The organism is Alicyclobacillus macrosporangiidus CPP55, from assembly GCF_000702485.1.
GTDB classification, from domain to species: domain Bacteria; phylum Bacillota; class Bacilli; order Alicyclobacillales; family Alicyclobacillaceae; genus Alicyclobacillus_H; species Alicyclobacillus_H macrosporangiidus_B.
The window spans coordinates 3,221,768-3,239,125 of the sequence record NZ_JNIL01000001.1 but is presented as its reverse complement, the minus strand read 5'-3'; the positions used below and the strand labels follow the sequence as shown (position 1 = coordinate 3,239,125).

14 protein-coding genes are annotated in these 17,358 nt (G+C 64.6%); 5 read left to right on the top strand and 9 right to left on the bottom strand.

What is annotated here, in order from left to right:
- Window positions 1-222: 222 nt before the first annotated feature.
- The 9 genes from lysA to iolG form a co-directional block, all read right to left on the bottom strand.
- A complete protein-coding gene (gene lysA, locus N687_RS0116015) occupies window positions 223-1,530 on the bottom strand; it encodes a diaminopimelate decarboxylase (RefSeq protein ID WP_029422821.1) in 1,308 nt (435 codons plus the stop codon).
- Between the two features lie 562 nt (window positions 1,531-2,092).
- On the bottom strand, window positions 2,093-3,556 hold the full coding sequence (locus N687_RS0116010; RefSeq protein ID WP_029422820.1) for a CoA-acylating methylmalonate-semialdehyde dehydrogenase: 1,464 nt from the start codon (window positions 3,554-3,556) through the stop codon (window positions 2,093-2,095).
- Between the two features lie 58 nt (window positions 3,557-3,614).
- Complete coding sequence (gene iolB / locus N687_RS0116005) at window positions 3,615-4,460, bottom strand: 5-deoxy-glucuronate isomerase (RefSeq protein ID WP_051663347.1); 846 nt, start codon at window positions 4,458-4,460, stop codon at window positions 3,615-3,617.
- A gap of 36 nt (window positions 4,461-4,496) precedes the next feature.
- Window positions 4,497-6,362, bottom strand: a complete 1,866-nt coding sequence (gene iolD / locus N687_RS0116000) for a 3D-(3,5/4)-trihydroxycyclohexane-1,2-dione acylhydrolase (decyclizing) (protein WP_029422818.1) — start codon at window positions 6,360-6,362, stop codon at window positions 4,497-4,499.
- Between the two features lie 27 nt (window positions 6,363-6,389).
- Window positions 6,390-7,337: a 5-dehydro-2-deoxygluconokinase gene (gene iolC / locus N687_RS0115995; RefSeq protein WP_029422817.1), complete on the bottom strand. Its 948-nt coding sequence runs from the start codon at window positions 7,335-7,337 to the stop codon at window positions 6,390-6,392.
- Window positions 7,301-8,266, bottom strand: coding sequence for a Cgl0159 family (beta/alpha)8-fold protein (locus N687_RS24505; protein WP_051663346.1), 966 nt, complete (start codon window positions 8,264-8,266; stop codon window positions 7,301-7,303). The genes iolC and N687_RS24505 overlap by 37 nt, the downstream gene beginning before the upstream one ends.
- A 33-nt stretch (window positions 8,267-8,299) precedes the next feature.
- Window positions 8,300-9,304 (bottom strand): LacI family DNA-binding transcriptional regulator, encoded by a 1,005-nt coding sequence (locus tag N687_RS0115985; protein ID WP_029422815.1) that lies wholly within the window; start codon window positions 9,302-9,304, stop codon window positions 8,300-8,302.
- 77 nt (window positions 9,305-9,381) lie between these two features.
- Window positions 9,382-10,266 (bottom strand): myo-inosose-2 dehydratase, encoded by an 885-nt coding sequence (iolE, locus tag N687_RS0115980; RefSeq protein WP_029422814.1) that lies wholly within the window; start codon window positions 10,264-10,266, stop codon window positions 9,382-9,384.
- Window positions 10,259-11,314 (bottom strand): inositol 2-dehydrogenase, encoded by a 1,056-nt coding sequence (iolG, locus tag N687_RS0115975; protein WP_051663345.1) that lies wholly within the window; start codon window positions 11,312-11,314, stop codon window positions 10,259-10,261. Before iolG ends, iolE begins: the two co-directional genes overlap by 8 nt.
- Before the next feature lie 281 nt (window positions 11,315-11,595).
- Between iolG and N687_RS0115970 the strand changes: the two genes are divergently transcribed.
- The 5 genes from N687_RS0115970 to N687_RS0115950 all read left to right on the top strand — a co-directional run bounded on the left by N687_RS0115970 (window position 11,596) and on the right by N687_RS0115950 (window position 17,300).
- Complete coding sequence (locus tag N687_RS0115970) at window positions 11,596-12,621, top strand: LacI family DNA-binding transcriptional regulator (protein ID WP_029422812.1); 1,026 nt, start codon at window positions 11,596-11,598, stop codon at window positions 12,619-12,621.
- Between the two features lie 113 nt (window positions 12,622-12,734).
- Window positions 12,735-14,141, top strand: a complete 1,407-nt coding sequence (locus N687_RS0115965) for an extracellular solute-binding protein (RefSeq protein ID WP_051663344.1) — start codon at window positions 12,735-12,737, stop codon at window positions 14,139-14,141.
- A gap of 74 nt (window positions 14,142-14,215) precedes the next feature.
- On the top strand, window positions 14,216-15,088 hold the full coding sequence (locus N687_RS0115960; RefSeq protein WP_029422810.1) for an ABC transporter permease subunit: 873 nt from the start codon (window positions 14,216-14,218) through the stop codon (window positions 15,086-15,088).
- A 13-nt stretch (window positions 15,089-15,101) separates the two neighbouring features.
- The gene (locus N687_RS0115955; protein ID WP_029422809.1) at window positions 15,102-15,962 is read left to right on the top strand and encodes a carbohydrate ABC transporter permease; all 861 of its coding nucleotides are present in this window, start codon (window positions 15,102-15,104) and stop codon (window positions 15,960-15,962) included.
- A gap of 51 nt (window positions 15,963-16,013) precedes the next feature.
- On the top strand, window positions 16,014-17,300 hold the full coding sequence (locus N687_RS0115950) for a CehA/McbA family metallohydrolase (protein ID WP_051663343.1): 1,287 nt from the start codon (window positions 16,014-16,016) through the stop codon (window positions 17,298-17,300).
- The last annotated feature ends 58 nt before the right edge of the window (window positions 17,301-17,358 follow it).

Genomic DNA, 17,358 nt, shown 5'->3' with positions numbered 1-17,358 from the left:
AGGAATCGTGGGAGGGTCCGGAACTGGTGTTCCGGTCGCTGCGCGGAGGATTTTGCTAGACGGCGCCCGAACGAAGTCGCCGTCGTGAGGTGTGGTCGATCCCGCGGGCACCCGCCCGCATCGGCAAGGGTGGGGCCGGATGCCTGCGGGCGTTTGGCTCCTGCCCCGCCTCGGCTTGTGGCGGAGGAAGCGGGTGCCTTCGTCTGTCTGGCTGCTGCCCCGTCAGCCCCGGCGCAGCGGCCGATCCTGGCGCAGCAGGTCCTCCCACGTCTCGCGCTCGACCACGACGATCGCCTCCCCATCCCGGACGAACACCACCGCCGGGACCGGGTTGCGGTTGTAGTGGCTGGCCATGGAGTAGTTGTACGCCCCCGTGCAGAACACCGCGAGGATGTCCCCCGGGCGCGGATCCGGCAGCGGCGCCTCCCAGATCAACATGTCCCCGCTCTCGCAGCACTTGCCGGCGACCGCCCAGACCCCGGTCGGCGCCTCCCCCGCCCGGTTGGCCAGCAGCGCCTCGTACTTGGCCCCGTACAATGCGAGCCGCGGGTTGTCCGTCATCCCTCCGTCGACGGAGACATAGTTGCGCACCCCCGGGATCAGCTTGTGTGTCCCGACCGTGTACAGCGTTGTCCCCGCCTCGCCGACGATGCTGCGGCCCGGCTCCACCGCCACCTCCGGCAACGGCAGACCGTGCACCGCGAACGCCGATCTCACCGCGTCCACGATGGTGTGGATCTGCCGACGAATGGGCTCCGGATCGTCCTCGGCCGTGTAGCGGATGCCAAACCCGCCGCCTACGTTCAGCACGCGCAGCGGCAGACCCAGCGCCACCCCTTCGGCGTACAGTTCTGCGACCCGTTCGATCGCCTTGATGAATCCGCCGGCGTCAAAGATCTGCGATCCGATGTGCGAATGCAACCCGATACAACGCAGATGCCGGCAGGCCGCCACCCGCCGCACGGCCTCCCTTGCCTGTCCGTTCTCCCAGTCGAATCCGAACTTGCTGTCCTGCTGGCCGGTCGAGATGTACTCGTGCGTGTGCGCCTCGACCCCCGGGGCCACGCGCAGCAGCACATCCACCGTCGCATCGGCCGCCGCAGCCACCGCGTCCAGCATCTCCAACTCGACAAAGTTGTCTACGATGATGTATCCGATCCCGCTGCGCACCGCCAGCTCCAACTCCGCCTGCGTCTTGTTGTTGCCGTGCAGGTGGATCCGCTGCCGCTCCACGCCCGCGCGCAGCGCCGTCAACAGTTCCCCGCCAGAGACTGCATCCACCGCCAGTCCTTCCTCCGCCGCCAGTTCGCACATCGCCAGCGTGCAGAACGCCTTCGCGGCGTAGGCGATCTCGTAGGTCACACCGGTCTCCCGGAACGCCGCGTGAAACTCGCGGATGCGCTGCCGCATCAAGGCCTCGTCATACACAAACAGCGGCGTCCCGAATCGCCGCACCAATTCCACCGTGTCGCACCCGCCGATCCACAGGTGTCCCTCGGGCCCGATCCGCATCGTGCCCCGAAGCGGCACACTCGCGGCGCACGCTCGATCGCGCTGCACCTCGTCATCCTGCGGGTGTTGTTGCTCCAACTCCGTCCACTCCTGCTGTTGTGTCTCTGTCCGCACTCCGCTCCGCTCCCCTGTGCTGTGCTTTTATAAGCCATAAGTATAACACGGAAGCGAGCACCCGGCGCTGGAAAGTTTACAATCAGCGAACGTAACTGAATCGAGACGAATTCTTCCTCTCAGAATGTTCAGGTGATAAAATGACAAGTGGGAGAGGGGAAACCTTCTCCGCGTCACTCCCTTTGGAAAGGGGGTGAACGGGTTGAGTGTCTTTCTCGCCATGCTGGGGCTGGCAGCGCTCATTCGTGCTGTCGCTGCCCTGGTGTGGGCCATGAGAAAGGACCCCGGCGGTCGCCAACCAAATCGGGGTCCATCTCAACACCGGCGCGGAAGAGGGTGATGCCCTCTTCCGCTTTACATTCCTATGCTCATTATAGCACAAAGTGGCACGATCCAGTACCCGAAGCACCCAACACGGCCCTATGGTCCTTCGCACCAGCCCGCCTGTCCGGGGCCCCGCGCCTGCTCACGAATACCGCGCCGTCACCATCTTGCGCCGGGTGTAGAATTCCACGCCGTCGCGCCCGTTGGCGTGCAGGTCGCCGTAGAACGACTTCTTCCACCCGGAGAAGGGGAAGAACGCCATCGGCGCGGGGACGCCGACGTTGATGCCAAGCATGCCGGCGTCGATCTCCTCGCGGAACTGGCGGATGGCCTTGGCGCTGTCGGTGTAGATACAGGCGCCGTTGGCGAATTCCGACTGGTTCGCCACCGCGATCGCCTCGTCCAAGGTCTTCACCCGGACAATGGACAGCACCGGCGCGAAGATCTCGTCCTTCCAGATCTTCATGCCCGGCCGAACGTGATCGAAGATGGTCGGACCGAGGAAGTAGCCTTCCCGCATGCCCTCGACGTCCTTGCGCCCGTCGCGGACCAGGATGGCCCCCTCGTTGATGCCCGTCTCGATGTACTGCACCGTCCGCTCCTTGTGCGCGGCCCGGATGACCGGCCCCAGGAAAACGCCTTCTTCCAGGCCATTGCCGATCTTGATCTCACCGGCCGCCTTCACCAGCCGCTGCACCAACTCGTCGGCGATGTCCCCGACGGCGACCACGACAGAGCAGGCCATGCAGCGCTCGCCCGCCGATCCGAACGCCGCCCCGATGATCCCCTTGACGGCCTCGTCGAGGTCGGCATCCGGCATGACGATGGTGTGGTTCTTCGCTCCTGCCAATGCCTGCACACGCTTGCCGTTGGCCGCCGCCGTCTTGTACACATACTCCGCCACCGGCTGCGACCCCACGAACGACACCGCCCGGATGTCAGGGTGCTCCAGGATCCCGTTGACCGCGTCGTGTGCCCCGTGAACGATGTTGAGCACGCCTTCCGGCAGCCCCGCCTCCGTGAACAGCTCCGCCAGCCGGTTGGCCGACAGCGGCGTCCGCTCCGACGGTTTGAGCACGAACGTGTTGCCACAGACGATGGCCAGCGGGAACATCCAGCAGGGCACCATCATTGGGAAGTTGAACGGCGTGATGCCCCCGACGATGCCCACCGGATACCGCCACATCCCGGATTCCATGTTCGTCGCGATGTCCGGCAGCTGCGTGCCCATCAGCAGGGTCGGCGCTCCGGCTGCGAATTCCACGCATTCGATCCCGCGCTGCACCTCGCCGTACGCTTCCTCAAAGCTCTTGCCGTTCTCCAGGGTGATCAAACGAGCGAGCTCATCCCAGTGCTCCACCAACAACTGCTGGTAGCGAAACAGGATGCGCGCCCGCTTGGGCACCGGGGTCTTGCTCCAGGTCTTGAACGCCTCCTTGGCCGCCGCCACTGCGCGGTCCAGATCCGCACGCGTCGAAAGCGGCACCTGCGCCAAGGTCTCGCCGGTCGCCGGGTTCGGCACCATCTCGAACCGGTCCGTCTCGGCCGCCACCCAACGCCCGCCAATGTAGTTTTTCAACGTGTGCACACCCGTGGTGTTGCTCATCGTGGCCATCCCTCCCGTTTGAACATTCGCGCTGTGCCGCCCGATTCCTCTTTCCCGTTTATGCGCGGTCCGGCGCTCTCTCGACGCGCCCCATGATGTTCCCGTCCTTCGGCGCCACGTGCGCGTAATCCGGGTCCAGCTGGTACTTCCACGCCCGTTGGTGGCCAGCCATCACGTTCAGGTAGTACGCCCGAAACCCTGGGATGGCCGCGACCGGATGGTACCCCCGCGGCACCAGCACCAAGTCTCGGTCGCCCGGCGCCAGCACCTCGTCCAGCCCCTGTTTGTCGTACACCCGTTGAAGGGCCTGCCCGTGCGGCGGATCGAAGCGGTAGTAGTACGTCTCCTCCAGGTACGTCTCCCGCCCGGGCACGTCCTCGTCGTGCTTGTGCGGCGGAAAGCTCGACCAGTTGCCCGCCGGCGTCACCACCTCCACCAGCAGCAGCTTTTCCGCCGGGTGGTGCTCATCCAGGATGTGGTGGATGAACCGCTCCGTCTGCCCGGCCCCCCGGTGTTCATACGGGATGTCCGCGCGCCGGATGCAGCGCGGCCCACTGGCGCCGCGATCCGCCGGCGCCGACGCCACCGCCACCTCCGCCCGGGTCCGTGCTTCGACGCGCAGGCTGTGCCCCGGCGGGCAGTACACCGCCTCGGGCGGCACCGGATCGAATACCGAGTCCCGGCCGCCGATCTCCGTGAACCGCTCGTCTCCGGCCCGCACGTCGCACACGCCCTCGAGGACGATGGCGCACACCTCACGGCCCGAGCCGTCCACGTCCAGCGTGTCTCCTGGCCGCAGCCGATAGACTTCAAATCCGATATACGTCCAACCCGCCTGCTCAGGTGTGACCTGGACCACCGGCTCCAACCCCGCCGCCTGGGGATTCGCGCGCACCAACAACATCACAATCCCTCCTTCGCCTGTGCGCCCACCGCCCGCCTAGTACGGGCGTGCGGTCTGCACGCGCCTGCGCATCGCTTCGTACGCCTGTTGGACCTCCGGCCGGGTGGACACTTCCGCGACCCCGACGCGCCACCACGACTCGTACTCCGCCGTACCCGTCCCAGGTAAGACCTTCACATCAATGAGCGTCGATCTCGGTTCCTTCTTCGCCGACGCCAAGGCCTCACGCAATTCCTCGATCGTCCGCACCCGGTACGCCTTCGCCCCGACGGCCTCCGCCATACCGGCGAAGTCCACCGGCAAGTAGTCCCCCGTGAGGCGTCCAGTCTCCGGCGACCGGTAGCGAAACTCGTTGCCAAAGCCGCGCGACCCGTGCCCGCGCTGTAAATGATGGATGCATTGATAGCCGGCATTGTCGAACAACACAATGTTGATCTTGCGACCCTCCTGCAGGCTGGTCACCAGCTCGGAATGGAGCATGAGATAACTGCCGTCCCCGACCAGGGCGTACACCTCTCGTTCGGGATCCGCCAGCTTCACACCGAACGCTCCCGCCACCTCGTAGCCCATGCAGGAGAACCCATACTCCATGTGATAGGTCTTCGGCCGGCGGCTGCGCCACAGACGATGCAGATCACCTGGGAGACCACCGGCCGCCGCGACGATGACCGCATCGTCGCCAATGGCCCGGTTGACCTCGCCAATGACCCGCGTCTGCGCCAACCCGTCTGCCCGCTCGGCGGCGTACAAGCGGTCGACCTCGGCGTCCCACTCCGCCTTCAGGCGGGAAATCTCCGCCTGGCTGTATCCGGACGTGTAACCGCGGGCGGCCAACGCCTCGCGGAGAGCAGCCAGCGCCTCGCGGGCGTCCGCCACCAGGGGCACGGCGTCCATCTTCACCGCGTCGAAGCGAGCCACGTTGATGGCGAGCAGGCTCACATCCGGGTTGGCGAACGCGGTCTTGGACGAGGTCGTGAAGTCGCTCAGCCGCGTGCCGACCGCGATCACCAAGTCGGCCTCCTTGGCCAGCAGATTGGCAGCCCGCGAGCCGGTGACCCCGATGGCCCCGACGTTCAGCGGATGATCCCATGGCAGGGCGCTCTTGCCGGCCTGCGTTTCGGCGACCGGGATCGCGAACGCCTCCGCGAACCGCCGCACCTCCTCGGTGGCCTGACTGTAGTGCACCCCACCGCCGACGATCAACAGCGGCCGCCGCTTGGCCATCACCCATTCGGCCGCCCGCTCCAGCGCACTTCGGGCAGGCGGCCTGCGTTCGATCTCCCATACCCGCTTGTGGAAAAACGACACCGGGTAGTCGTACGCCTCCGTCTGCACGTCCTGCGGCAGGCACAGCGTGACCGCTCCCGTCTCGGCAGGATCGGTCAGGACGCGCATCGCGTTCAGCGCCGCGGTCATCAATTGCTCGGGCCGCACGATCCGGTCCCAGTAGCGGCTCACCGGCCTGAACGCGTCGTTGGCCGATACCGTGTAGTCGCTCGGATCCTCGATCTGCTGCAGCACCGGGTCTGGCTGCCGGCAGGCGAAGATGTCCCCCGGTAAAAGCAGCACGGGGATGCGGTTGACAGTGGCGGTCGCGGCCGCTGTCACCATGTTCAAGGCGCCCGGCCCGATGGACGAGGTGCACGCGAAAATCTGCAACCGGTTTTTGTGCTTGGCGTACGCGGTGGCCGCGTGCACCATGCCCTGTTCGTTGTGGCCTTGGATGTACACCAGCTGGCTATCCTCGTCCTCGAGCGCCTGGCCGATGCCGGTCACGTTGCCGTGGCCAAAGATGCCCATCACGCCGCGCACAAATTTGTGTTCCTGGCCGTCGAAGCGCACGTACTGTTGGTCCAGAAAGCGAATCAAAGCCTGCGCCGTCGTCAGGCGTACGGTCTCCATGTCCATCCCACCTCCTCTGGTTCACGGTCAGCGGCGTTGTGCCGCCAGCAGGGATTCCACCTCAGCCCGGGTCGGCATCGCTTCCGAGCAGGAGTGGCGGCTGACCACAATCGCGCCCGCCGCGGCTGCGAACTGCAGCCGCCGCTCCACCGGCCACCCCTCGAGCAACCCGTATGTGTACGCCGCGCCGAAGCCGTCGCCCGCTCCAAGTGTGTTCATCACTTCGACACGCACCGCCGGTACTTGGAAGAAACCCTCCGGCCCGTAGTAGCGCACACCCGCTCCGCCGCGTTTGGCGACCACCTCACGGACACCCAATTTCAAAATCGACTGGGCCGCCTCGTCCGGGTCCGAGCTGCCGCCCGCGAATTCCAGCTCCGGCTCGTTGGCGAGCACCACGTCCGCCAAACGCATCGCCGTCCGGTAGTACAGGTGCGCCTCCTCCGGGCTCGCCCAGAACATCGGCCGCCAGTCGAGGTCCAGCACGTTCACGCCACCGCTGTTGCGGTTGGCCTCCAACGCTGCGAGCGCGGCCTCGCGCCCCGGGGACACCGCCAGCGCCGTGCACGCCACCACCAGCATGCGCGCCTCCCGCAGCCGCTCGAAGTCAATGTCCACAAGCGACAGGTTCGCGTCCGCACACGGCTTGCGGTAGAACAGCACCTGCGAATCGTTGGGCGGAAACAGGGCCGCGAACGCCAGTCCAGTCGGATACACCGGGTCCGTCGCGAGCATCCCCGTGTCCACCCCTTCCTGCTGCAGCCGATCGCGCAGGAACTTGCCGAATTCGTCCGGCCCCACGCGGCTGATGAGCCCTACGGAAGCCCCCAGCCGTGCCAGACCGACCGCGGTGTTGGCGGCCGATCCACCGAGGTATTTGTTGAACGATGACACCTGTGAGAGCGGCACGCCGATCTGATTGGCGTACAGGTCCACAATCAACCGGCCGAGCGTGTAAACAGTTGGTCCGGCCATGGAATCCCCTCCTGCATTGCGGTTCCGTGTACACACGCCGCGAGGGCCAGTGCGGTATCCACCGGATCGGACCCGTCCTCCGGGTACAGCACACCGCGCCCGATCATCACACCGCGCACGTTGTCCCCTGTACGCAAACAGGCCTCGACGCGGCGCAGCAACGCCTCCGGGCTGCCCGGCCGGCCACCGCCGAGCAGCAGAATCGGGCACGTGGTGGCCTCCGCCACGCGCGCAAAGTTCTCGGCCATCGGAAGTTTCAGCCATCTGCCCGCGGACGTGTGGCCGATGGCCGTCGCCACGCCCACCAGGCGCACCAGGCCATCGGTGTCCTGGGGGATCGACAGAGGTTCCAGGAAGACCGGCAGCCCCCGTCGCGCCAGGTCGTTGATGGCCTCGGCGCAGTAGCCCAGGGTGCGCGCGGACTCTGGTGCATTCGGATCGAGCCGCAGCAACAGTTTGCCGGCGTCGAGGCCGCTGTCAGCAATCGCCTCCGCCGTGTACGCGGTGACGAAGTCGTCCAGCTCGAACACGGTCTCCGCCAGTCCGGCGCGGTTCATGGAGCCGACCAACACCTTGCCAGCCAAAAAGTCCGGTCCTCCCCGCGCCACCATCCAATCGTTCAAAATGAGCAGTTCCTCCATGATGTCCGGGGTCGCCAAAAGCCCATCCACCCCGGGCTGCATCAGCACGTGCGCGGTGCGCCGAAGCAGTTCCGCCCGGTTCGCCATCGCCCACGGATCGCCGCCCGCCGCCAAGACTCGCCGGCCGGGGTGGTCCATGGCCACCATCACAAGACGGTCACGCGACCACCCTTGCCGCCGAGGCCGCTTGCGGGCGAGCTCCGCCACGCGCCCCGGCGCCTCCAGGCGCTGTTCCAGGATCACCGAGCGAATCACCCGCCAGGTGTGCATCCACCGCTCCGGTCCCATCTCCAGTCCGCCTCCTTTCCCTGTTCGAGCCTTTCACACGCGTCCAGCGGGCGGTGCGGTGGACGCCCGCACCACCAGGGTGGGGGGAATGACCACCCGTTCTGTCGGCTGGTCGCCCGACTCGATGGCATCAATCAACAGTTCGAGCGTGCGCTGGCCGAGTGTCTGCATCGGCTGTGCGACCGTAGTCAGCGACGGATACACGATCCTCGCCAAGATGGTGTCGTCGAACCCAATCACCGAGACGTCGCCGGGCACGTGTTTGCCCAGTTCGCGCAACGCCTCGAGGGCGCCCACGGCGAGCTGGTCGTTGAGCGCGAAGACCGCCGTGATGGACGGGTCGGCGAGCACCTGTTTGGCCATGCGCGCGCCGGCCGAGATCCCGAATCCCCCTGCTGGGGCCACCGAACACTCCGCCCCTGCCGCCCGCAGCGCCCGTTCGAATCCGTGCAGCCGGTCGCGGCTCGAAGCGAGATGGAGCGGTTCCGGGATCACGCCAACGCGGCGGTGCCCGAGTTGCACCAGGTGCCTGGCCGCCAATTCTCCGCCCAAAACGTTGTCGATGGTCACCGCGCCCACGCTGACGCCCTCGATCTCGCGCGACAACAGCACCACCCGCACACCTTCCGCCACCAGTTCGGCCACGGTCTCGGCTGCGGTCGACCCGGTGGCAATCACCAGGCCGTCCATCTGCTTCTGCCGCAGGGTGCGCAGGTAGACGCGCTCGCGTTCGGGGTCGTGGTCGGTGTTGCAGACCAACACACTGTAACCGCGGGCAAACGCCGCGTCCTCGGCACCGCGCAGGATCTCTGAGAAAAACGGGTTGCTCACATCTGGGACGAGAAACCCGATGGTGTACGTGTTCTTGCCAGCCAAGGCGGTGGCGATGGTGCTGCGCTCGTACCCGAGTGCCTCTACCGCCTGCATGACCCGCTGCCGCGTCTCCTCGCTGATGCGCCCCGTGCCGTTCAGGACTTTGGACACGGTCGCGATGGACACCTGGCTCAGCCGCGCAATGTCGTAGATGGTCGGTTTCACCCCATCCATCCCCCCCTTCCGCTCGGGTGCGCCGGACAGAAAATCCCGTCCCGTCCGGGTGGACGGTGTGCCTCGCGTCAGTCGGCCATCAACTGCGTGATGTACGCCTTGGCCGCCCGGGCGTACGAGACCGGTTCGGCCGACGCCGGGTCCTGTTCGGCCTCCACAATCATCCAACCCTGATAGCCGATCCCGCGCAGCGCGTCGAACACGGACGCGAAATCGACACACCCGTCGCCCGGAGTGGTGAACATACCCTGACGCACCGCCTGCAGAAAGGAGGCACCGCTGGCCTGCGCCTCCGCCAGCACCTTCTGGCGGACATCCTTCAGGTGCACGTAGCGGACGCGCTCGGCATGCTTGCGGATCACGCGCTCCGGCTCGCCACCTGCCGCCCGGATGTGGCCGGTGTCCACCAAGAGCCCGACCAACTCCGGGTCGGTCATGGCCATCAAACGGTCGATCTCGTCCGGCGTTTCGACGGCCGTGCCGAGGTGCGGATGATACACCACCTGCACGTCAAAGCGGCGAGCGTACGTGGCCGCGCGGTGCAATCCAGCGGCGAGCCGCGCCCACGCGGCGTCGTCATACCGCTGGGCCGCCCCGCGCGGGCCCGGCCCGTCCAGTCGCGCCCCGCCCTGGTCGCACACCACCGCGTAGCGCGCGCCCATCCGCCGCAGGAACTGGACGTGGACCTGGAACGCCGCGAACGCCTGCTCTTCGTCGACCCCGGTGCTGAACCGCACCGACGTCCACGCCCCGGTCAGGACCAGACCGTGCTTCGCCAGCCGCGGCTTCAACTGCTCTGGGTCGCGCGGGTACTTGCGCCCCATCTCGGTCCCTTCGAACCCGAGCGAAGCCATGTCGGCCCACACCGTCTCCACGTCGTATGCGTCTCCTAGGTCCGGCATGTCGTCGTTGATCCAGTTGATCGGGGAGACGCCCAGGCGGACGTTATACACGTGTCTCCCCCCGTCCCGCCGCCGCGGCAAGCGCCTCCGGCAGATGCTGCACCTGCACCCGGCCGCCTTCCCGGTACGATTCGCGCGCCGCGATGCCCACCGCCAGGGCGGCATACCCGTCTTCCACGCCGACGCCCGGGCGAACGTTGTTGCGCACGCAGTCGATGAAGTGCTCCATCTCCGCCACGTATGCGGTTTCAAACCGTTCAATAAACCCCGGCACGATGTCGTGGTGCGCGCCGGACTTCCCGAGCAGTTTCACCTGGTGGTGCTGCAGACCCGACACCACGATGGCGCCCTCCGTGCCGAGCACCTCGGCGCGGATGTCGTAGCCGTAGAACGCGTTCCGGTACGCCTCGATGTCGCCAGCCCCGCCGCCTGCGAAGCGCACGTACGTCAGCGCCTGATCCACATCTCCGTACTTGGCCACCTCGGTCGAATACAACACCGAACCCAGCGCCGTCACCTCGGTGATCTCGTCCCCCATCAGAAAGCGGGCGATGTCGTAGTCGTGGATGCTCTGATCCAGGTAGATACCGCCGCTGACTGCGACGTACGCCTCCGGAGGGGCTGACGGATCGCGGCTGACCGCCTTGAAGTACAGCGGACGTCCGATGTCCCCCGCGGCGATGCGGGCCCGCGCGTGCGCGTAGGCAGGGTCAAAGCGGCGCATAAACCCCAACTGGCAGAGAATCCCACTCCGCTGCACCACGGCCACTGTCTCAAGTGCCTGGTCCACATCCAATGTGAGTGGCTTCTCCAGAAACAGCGCCTTGCCGGCGCGCGCCACCCGCTGTGCGTACTCCGCGTGCGTGTCGGTAGGGGTTACGACCACCACCGCATCGACATCGTCTCGCTCAATCAACTCATCCGGATTCGTCGTCCAAACCGCCACGTCCAACTCGCGCGCGACGCGTTCCGCCACTGCGGGAATCGCGTCCGCCACCGCCGTCACCTTGGCGCCTCTGACCTTCGTGGCCAGATTCACGGCGTGCCGGTAACCCAACCGGCCCAATCCAAGGACCGCACAGCGTACGTCTGCGGGCACTCCTGAGCAACCCCTTCCTGTTAGGGTAAGCGCTTAACCCTCTCGAGTATACCACGATCATAGAAGGAGAACAGAAAGAATTTTCGACACACCGCTGCAACCTATCAAAACCGGTTTACGATCTCTTAACGGAAAGTTTTCGTATTCTTGCTTGAATCCACGGCTCATGTTGGACATGATCGGCATAGAACACGGAGAAATTTTTCGGTCCTCTATACAAATTCTAATAAACCGGTTTAATATTCAAGTAAGACGACTGAACCATACGAGGAGGCCAACGGGTGGCAACCATCGACGACGTGGCAAAGGCTGCAGGCGTATCCAAAGGTACCGTGTCCAATGTGTTCAGCCGCAAGCGCCCCGTGAGCGATGAGGTGTCCCGGCGCGTGCTGGAGGCAGCGCGCCAGCTGAACTTTCGGCCCAACTACTGGGCTCGCTCCCTCTCCACCAAACAGACCCGCATCATCGGTCTGAACATGCCGGGCGAGCGAGCCAAATTCAGCCATTTTCATCTGAACCTGCTCAACGGTGCGCTGCAGGAATGTTTCGAACGCGGCTACCGACTGCTCGTCGATACCCTGGCTGACGAGTTCCAACAACGGGTTGAATACGTCGCGTCGAGCCCGACGGACGGCGAGATCCTGCTTGACCCGCGCGTGAACGACCCGCGCATCGCGGAACGCGTAGAAGAAAACACCCCGGTGGTCGTCATCGGGCGCCCGGCCGGCGCGTTCATCAACCGTGTCTCCTACGTCGACAACGACAATGTTGAGGTGGCGCGCCGTGTCACGGAGTACCTCATCCAGTGCCATCACCGCCACATCCTGTTTCTGAACACGATTGAGACGCGCACGGTGGCGGAAGACCGTGCCAAGGGATACCGATTGGCGTTCGAAGAGGCCGGATTGCGTGCGGATGCGCGGCTGCTGCTGCACCAGGAACCCGGCTCCACCTCCATCGAATTCGGGTACCGCAAGTTCAAGGAAATGTTGTCTCGCCACCCGCACATCACGGCGGTCATCACCGACACCGACAAGATGGCCCTGGGCGTGTATCGAGCGGCTGCCGAAGCTGGGGTACGCATCCCGCAGGACCTGTCGGTGTTCGCGTTCAGCGACGACTCAGTCTTTGCGCCCGAGTTCTCGCCTCCCCTCAGCGGCGTCCGCCTCAATGCGGAGGTGCTGGGGGCAGAGGCAGCGCGCATGCTGATCGAGCAATTATCGTCAGACACCTCGGTCATTAAACGGGTTTTGGTGCCCTTCGAACTGGTCGTTCGGGACTCCTGCGCGCCCGTTTCCGCCGAGTGACCTGACCCATCCCTCTACTGGAAAGGTGGTGGTAGCGGGCGTCGACGACGATCGGTGAAACCGTCGAAAGACACACACGGAAGGTTAGGTACAGCATGCTGGAGGTGTGAGGATTGAAGAAAACGGTTGCATTCGCAGCGTTGACGGCATTGGTGAGCGCCCTTTCCCTGAGCGGTTGCGGGAACGGCCAGCCCGCAGGCAACAACAACGGGTCTGCGCCGGCCGCTCAGCAGAAGACCCTGCGCATCTTGACCAACGTGGTGGGCGGCAAGACGCCGCAAGAAGACGCGTTGTTCGCCAAGGAGATCCAGCGTCTGACCGGGATTCAGGTAGAACTGGTGCACCCGCCCACCGACTACGACCAGAAGCTGCTCGCCGCGATGTCGTCGGGCGAGAAGTTCGACGTCATCTACTGCACCAAGCCGACGCTCGATCTGTTGGTCTCGCAAGGCGTGTTGACACCGTTGACAAACCAGATCAAGAACTCCAAGGTCCTGTCCGATACAAAAGTGGTGCCCCAGGACGAGTGGGACGAGATCCGCAGTGCGGACGGGCAGATCTACGGAGTTCCCGTCAAGTACGAGGGCGGGCTGCTGCCCATCGTCCGCCAGGACTGGATGCAGAAGCTGCACCTCAGCCAGCCCAAGACCCTCGACGACTTTTACAAGGTCCTGAAGGCGTTTAAGGACGACGATCCGGACGGGGACGGCAAGGCGGACACGTACGGCCTCACCCTGAGTTCAGCGTACGATATCCAGCCCTTCATGAGCGCGGTCGGCCTACAGTACGGTGTGCAGGAAGTGAACGGCAAGAAGGTCGTCCCCTACGCGACCGACGCCGCGGTGCCCGTCTACGAATGGCTGCACAAGCTGTACCAGGAAGGAATCCTGGACCCCAAATTCGTGACCAATAGCACCGCAGATGAACGGAACGAGTTTTTGTCAGGCCGCGTCGGAATGTTTGTGTACTGGGACGCCTGGGTGGGCATGCTCAACAACCTCCAGAAGCAGAACAACCCAAACAGCACGTTTGACGCCGAGGGCATCCCGGGCGCGGTCGGCCCGGACGGCAAGATCATGCTTCGCCGCGGGGATCCCAGCCTGTGGGCCATCCCCAAGAACGCGCCGCATCCGGACGTGGCCTTCCAATTTCTCGAATGGTGGAACACCAAGCCCGGTGAGATCCTGGGATCGCTCGGCATCGAGGGGTACGACTACACCGTGAAGGACGGCACCTACACGCTTACCGACACCGGCAAACAGCACAACATGGACCACGGCGATCCCAACCCGACCGACACGACGTGGAAGAATCCGTTCGGCTCGCTGCCCGGTTACGACAACGCCAAGTCCATCATCCTTCAGTACGGCACCGTACCGAAGTACTCCACCAACTGGACGGAGGTCGAGAAGAGCATCGTCTGGCACTACATCGATGAAGCCATCACGGGCCACATGTCGGCGCAGGACGCGGTTCACAAAATGCACGACGAACTGCAGGCGAAGCATGTGATCGACTGACTAGAGGCGGAGGGAGGGTGTCCCCCTCCCTCTCCGGCAGGGTGGAACTGGGGGCGAAAGGGGGTGCGACAACCGTGAGATCGTTGCGCAAGCACGCGTCGCTGTATCTGATGATCCTGCCGGCCCTCCTTTTCTTCGTCGTGTTCACGTACTACCCGCTGGTGCTCGGCGTCGACATCAGCCTGCAGGATTTCCACATCATCGGTACGCGCGCGTTCGTCGGACTTCAGAACTACGTCACGGTTTTGACGGATCCCACGTTCTGGGCGGTGTTGCAAAACACGGTGATCCTCGGGGCGGGCATTCTCGTGCTCGGCTTTATCGCGCCCATCGTGGTGGCGCTGTCTCTCAACGAGGTCATCCACACCGTGGCGAAAAAGACCGCGCAGATGGTGATCTACATCCCCCACCTGTTTTCCTGGGTGGTCGTGGGTGGCATCTGGATTTACCTCCTGTCTCCGGACGACGGATTGGTCAACATCGCGCTTCAGGCCTTGGGCGCACACCCCATCAACTTTCTCGCCGATGGGACGTGGGCGCGTCTGGTGATGATCCTCACGGCGGTGTGGAAGGACGTGGGTTTCAACTGCATCCTTTACCTCGCCGCTATCGTGGGCATCAGCCCGTCCCTGTACGAGGCTGCGCGCATCGACGGGGCAAACCGTTGGCATCAGGTGCGCTACGTGACGCTGCCGCAGCTGGTACCGACCATGAAAGTCGTGCTGATGCTGATGGTTATGGGGGTCCTGAGGACGTTTGACCAGATTTACATCATGCGCAACGCGGCTATTGAACCGAAGGTGGACGTCCTCATGACGTACGTGTTCGACAAGGGCATCACCGAATTTCAGATGGGCGTCGCCTCGGCGGCCTCCATTCTGGTGTTGATCATGACGCTGGCGCTGACCATGGTCGTACGCAAGGTCATCCGCTACGACGAAGACTGAGGAGGGATGCGGAATGCACGAGCGGATCACGCCGGGGCGGCGCGTGTTTCTCACCTTGAACGGGTTGTTCCTGCTGGTGATGGTCGCGACGATGATCCTGCCGCTTCTGAACACGCTCGCCGTTTCGTTCTCGAGCAGCCTGGCGTCGATGCAGCCGGGGATCAAGCTGTGGCCGCATCCGTTCAGCACCGAAGGGTACCAGACCGTATGGGGCCGCCTGCAGCTGTGGCTGCCATTTTTGAACAGCGTGATCGTCACGGTCGTCGGCACCGTGGTTCACGTCATCCTCTCGGCGATGGCCGGGTATGTCCTGATCCAGCGGGACCTGCCGGGGAGGCGGACCCTGACCACGGTGATCCTCCTGACGATGATGGTCCCCTGGCAGGCCATCATGATCCCGCTGTACGTCGTCAATCACCAGTTGGGACTGTTGAACACGCTCACCGCGTTGATCATGTCGGGCCTGGTGTCCGGTTTCAGCATTGTCGTGATGCGCAACTTCTTTCAGTCCATCCCGTACGATCTCGCCGAGTCTGCCATGCTCGACGGGGCGGGCCACCTGCGCATCTTCTTTCGCATATACTTGCCGCTGGCAAAGGCGGGTCTGGCGACGGTCACGCTGTTCGAGTTCGTCGCCCGATGGAACGATTTTACATCTGCCCTGTTATTCATCAACGATCCGAACAAATACACGCTGCAGATTGCCTTGAACACCATCATCAACCAGTCGGAGGTCGCGTCCAGCAACTACGTGATCACGGAAAACGTGCGCATGGCCGGCATCATCATCGGCCTGATTCCGCTGGTCCTGATCTACCCGTACGTCCAGAAGTACTTCGTGAAGGGCATCATGATGGGATCCACCAAAGAGTGATCGCCAACCGAAGAGTGGGCCCGCTGGCTGAACGGAAAGGATGATGCGCCCGTGGAGACCGAACCGTTGTACCACACACTGACCCTGAAACGTCACATCGAACCGTCGGAACAGGGATTGTTCCTCGAGGTTCCGTTTCAGATGCCCGAGGGCGCCGACGACCTGACCGTTCGCATCGAGGTGGCCGCGACGCCGGGCGCGTCTGCCGTGATCGACCTTGGCGTGCGCGACAGCCACCGCGTGCGCGGCTGGAGCGGCGGCGCCAGAAGACATTTCACCATCGGCTTGGACCAGGCCACGCCGGGTTACCTGCCGGGCCCCATCGCCCCTGGCGAGTGGGCGGTTTTGCTCGGTGCCTACCAGGTGCCGGACGAGGGATGCGACGTCACCCTGTCCATCCGCTGCGCACTGCGTTCACCCCGATGGCTGAAAGGAGACCTGCACGGACACACCGTGCACAGTGACGGCCAGTACACGTTGGCCCAGGTGGTGGAGATCGTCGAGTCGCTCGGCCTCGACTTCATGGGCCTGATGGACCACAACACCTGCAGCCAAAACCGCACCTACCCCAGGGATACGTCGGTGGTCTTCATCCCTGGCATGGAGCTGACGACGTATCGCGGCCACTGCAACCTGCTCGGGGTTCCGGACCCAGTGGACGACTTCCGGGTCGTGGACCAGGCGATGTTGAACGAGCGGATTGCTGAGGCACGCAGCCGCGGGGCCTACGTGTCCCTCAACCACCCGTGCGACACCTCCTGCCCCAGCTGCTCTTGGCAGTGGGACTGGCAGTTCCCGTACGATTGGGTGGAGATCTGGAACGGCCCGTGGCGCGAATGCAACCAGCAGGCATTGGCTTGGTGGCAGCGTCAGCTGGCGTCCGGAGCGCGCGTGGTGGCGGTGGGCGGCAGCGACGTACACCGGCCGCACCCGCTCGTGCGCCACGGTTGGCCGACCACGTGGGTGAAGGCGGAATCCCGGAGCATCGTTGGAATTCTGCAGGCACTGAAGGCCGGCCACGCGTTCATCAGCTACGCCCCCGACGGACCCGCTGCGGAACTCTCCTGCGGCGACTTCATGATGGGCGACGTGGTCCCCCACGACCAGCGCGCACCCTTCGAGCTGACGCTGCAAGGCGTGCAGGAAGGAGACACCGTCTGCGTGATCTCCGACCAGGGGAACGAGATCACGCGCGTCATAGAAGCTGGCGCCACGGACTTCAGCCTGACGTGGCCAGCGGCCGGCCGGCGCTTCTACCGAGTGGAGGTGTGGCGGCACTTCGACGCCGTCGGCCAACGCCTGCCGGCGCTGATCACCAATCCTATCTATCTCGGGTAAGCGGCCCGCGCCGCAGGAAGCATCCTTTCCATACAACGTCGACTCCGACCAGTGGCAC

Bases quoted from the DNA above. Each gene is read 5' to 3' on its own strand.
- N687_RS0116010 (WP_029422820.1), bottom strand. From the start codon at position 3,556: ATGAGCAACACCACGGGTGTGCACACGTTGAAAAACTACATTGGCGGG.
- iolB (WP_051663347.1), bottom strand. From the start codon at position 4,460: ATGTTGTTGGTGCGCGCGAATCCCCAGGCGGCGGGGTTGGAGCCGGTG.
- iolD (WP_029422818.1), bottom strand. From the start codon at position 6,362: ATGGAGACCGTACGCCTGACGACGGCGCAGGCTTTGATTCGCTTTCTG.
- iolC (WP_029422817.1), bottom strand. From the start codon at position 7,337: ATGGCCGGACCAACTGTTTACACGCTCGGCCGGTTGATTGTGGACCTG.
- N687_RS24505 (WP_051663346.1), bottom strand. From the start codon at position 8,266: ATGGGACCGGAGCGGTGGATGCACACCTGGCGGGTGATTCGCTCGGTG.
- N687_RS0115955 (WP_029422809.1), top strand. From the start codon at position 15,102: ATGCACGAGCGGATCACGCCGGGGCGGCGCGTGTTTCTCACCTTGAAC.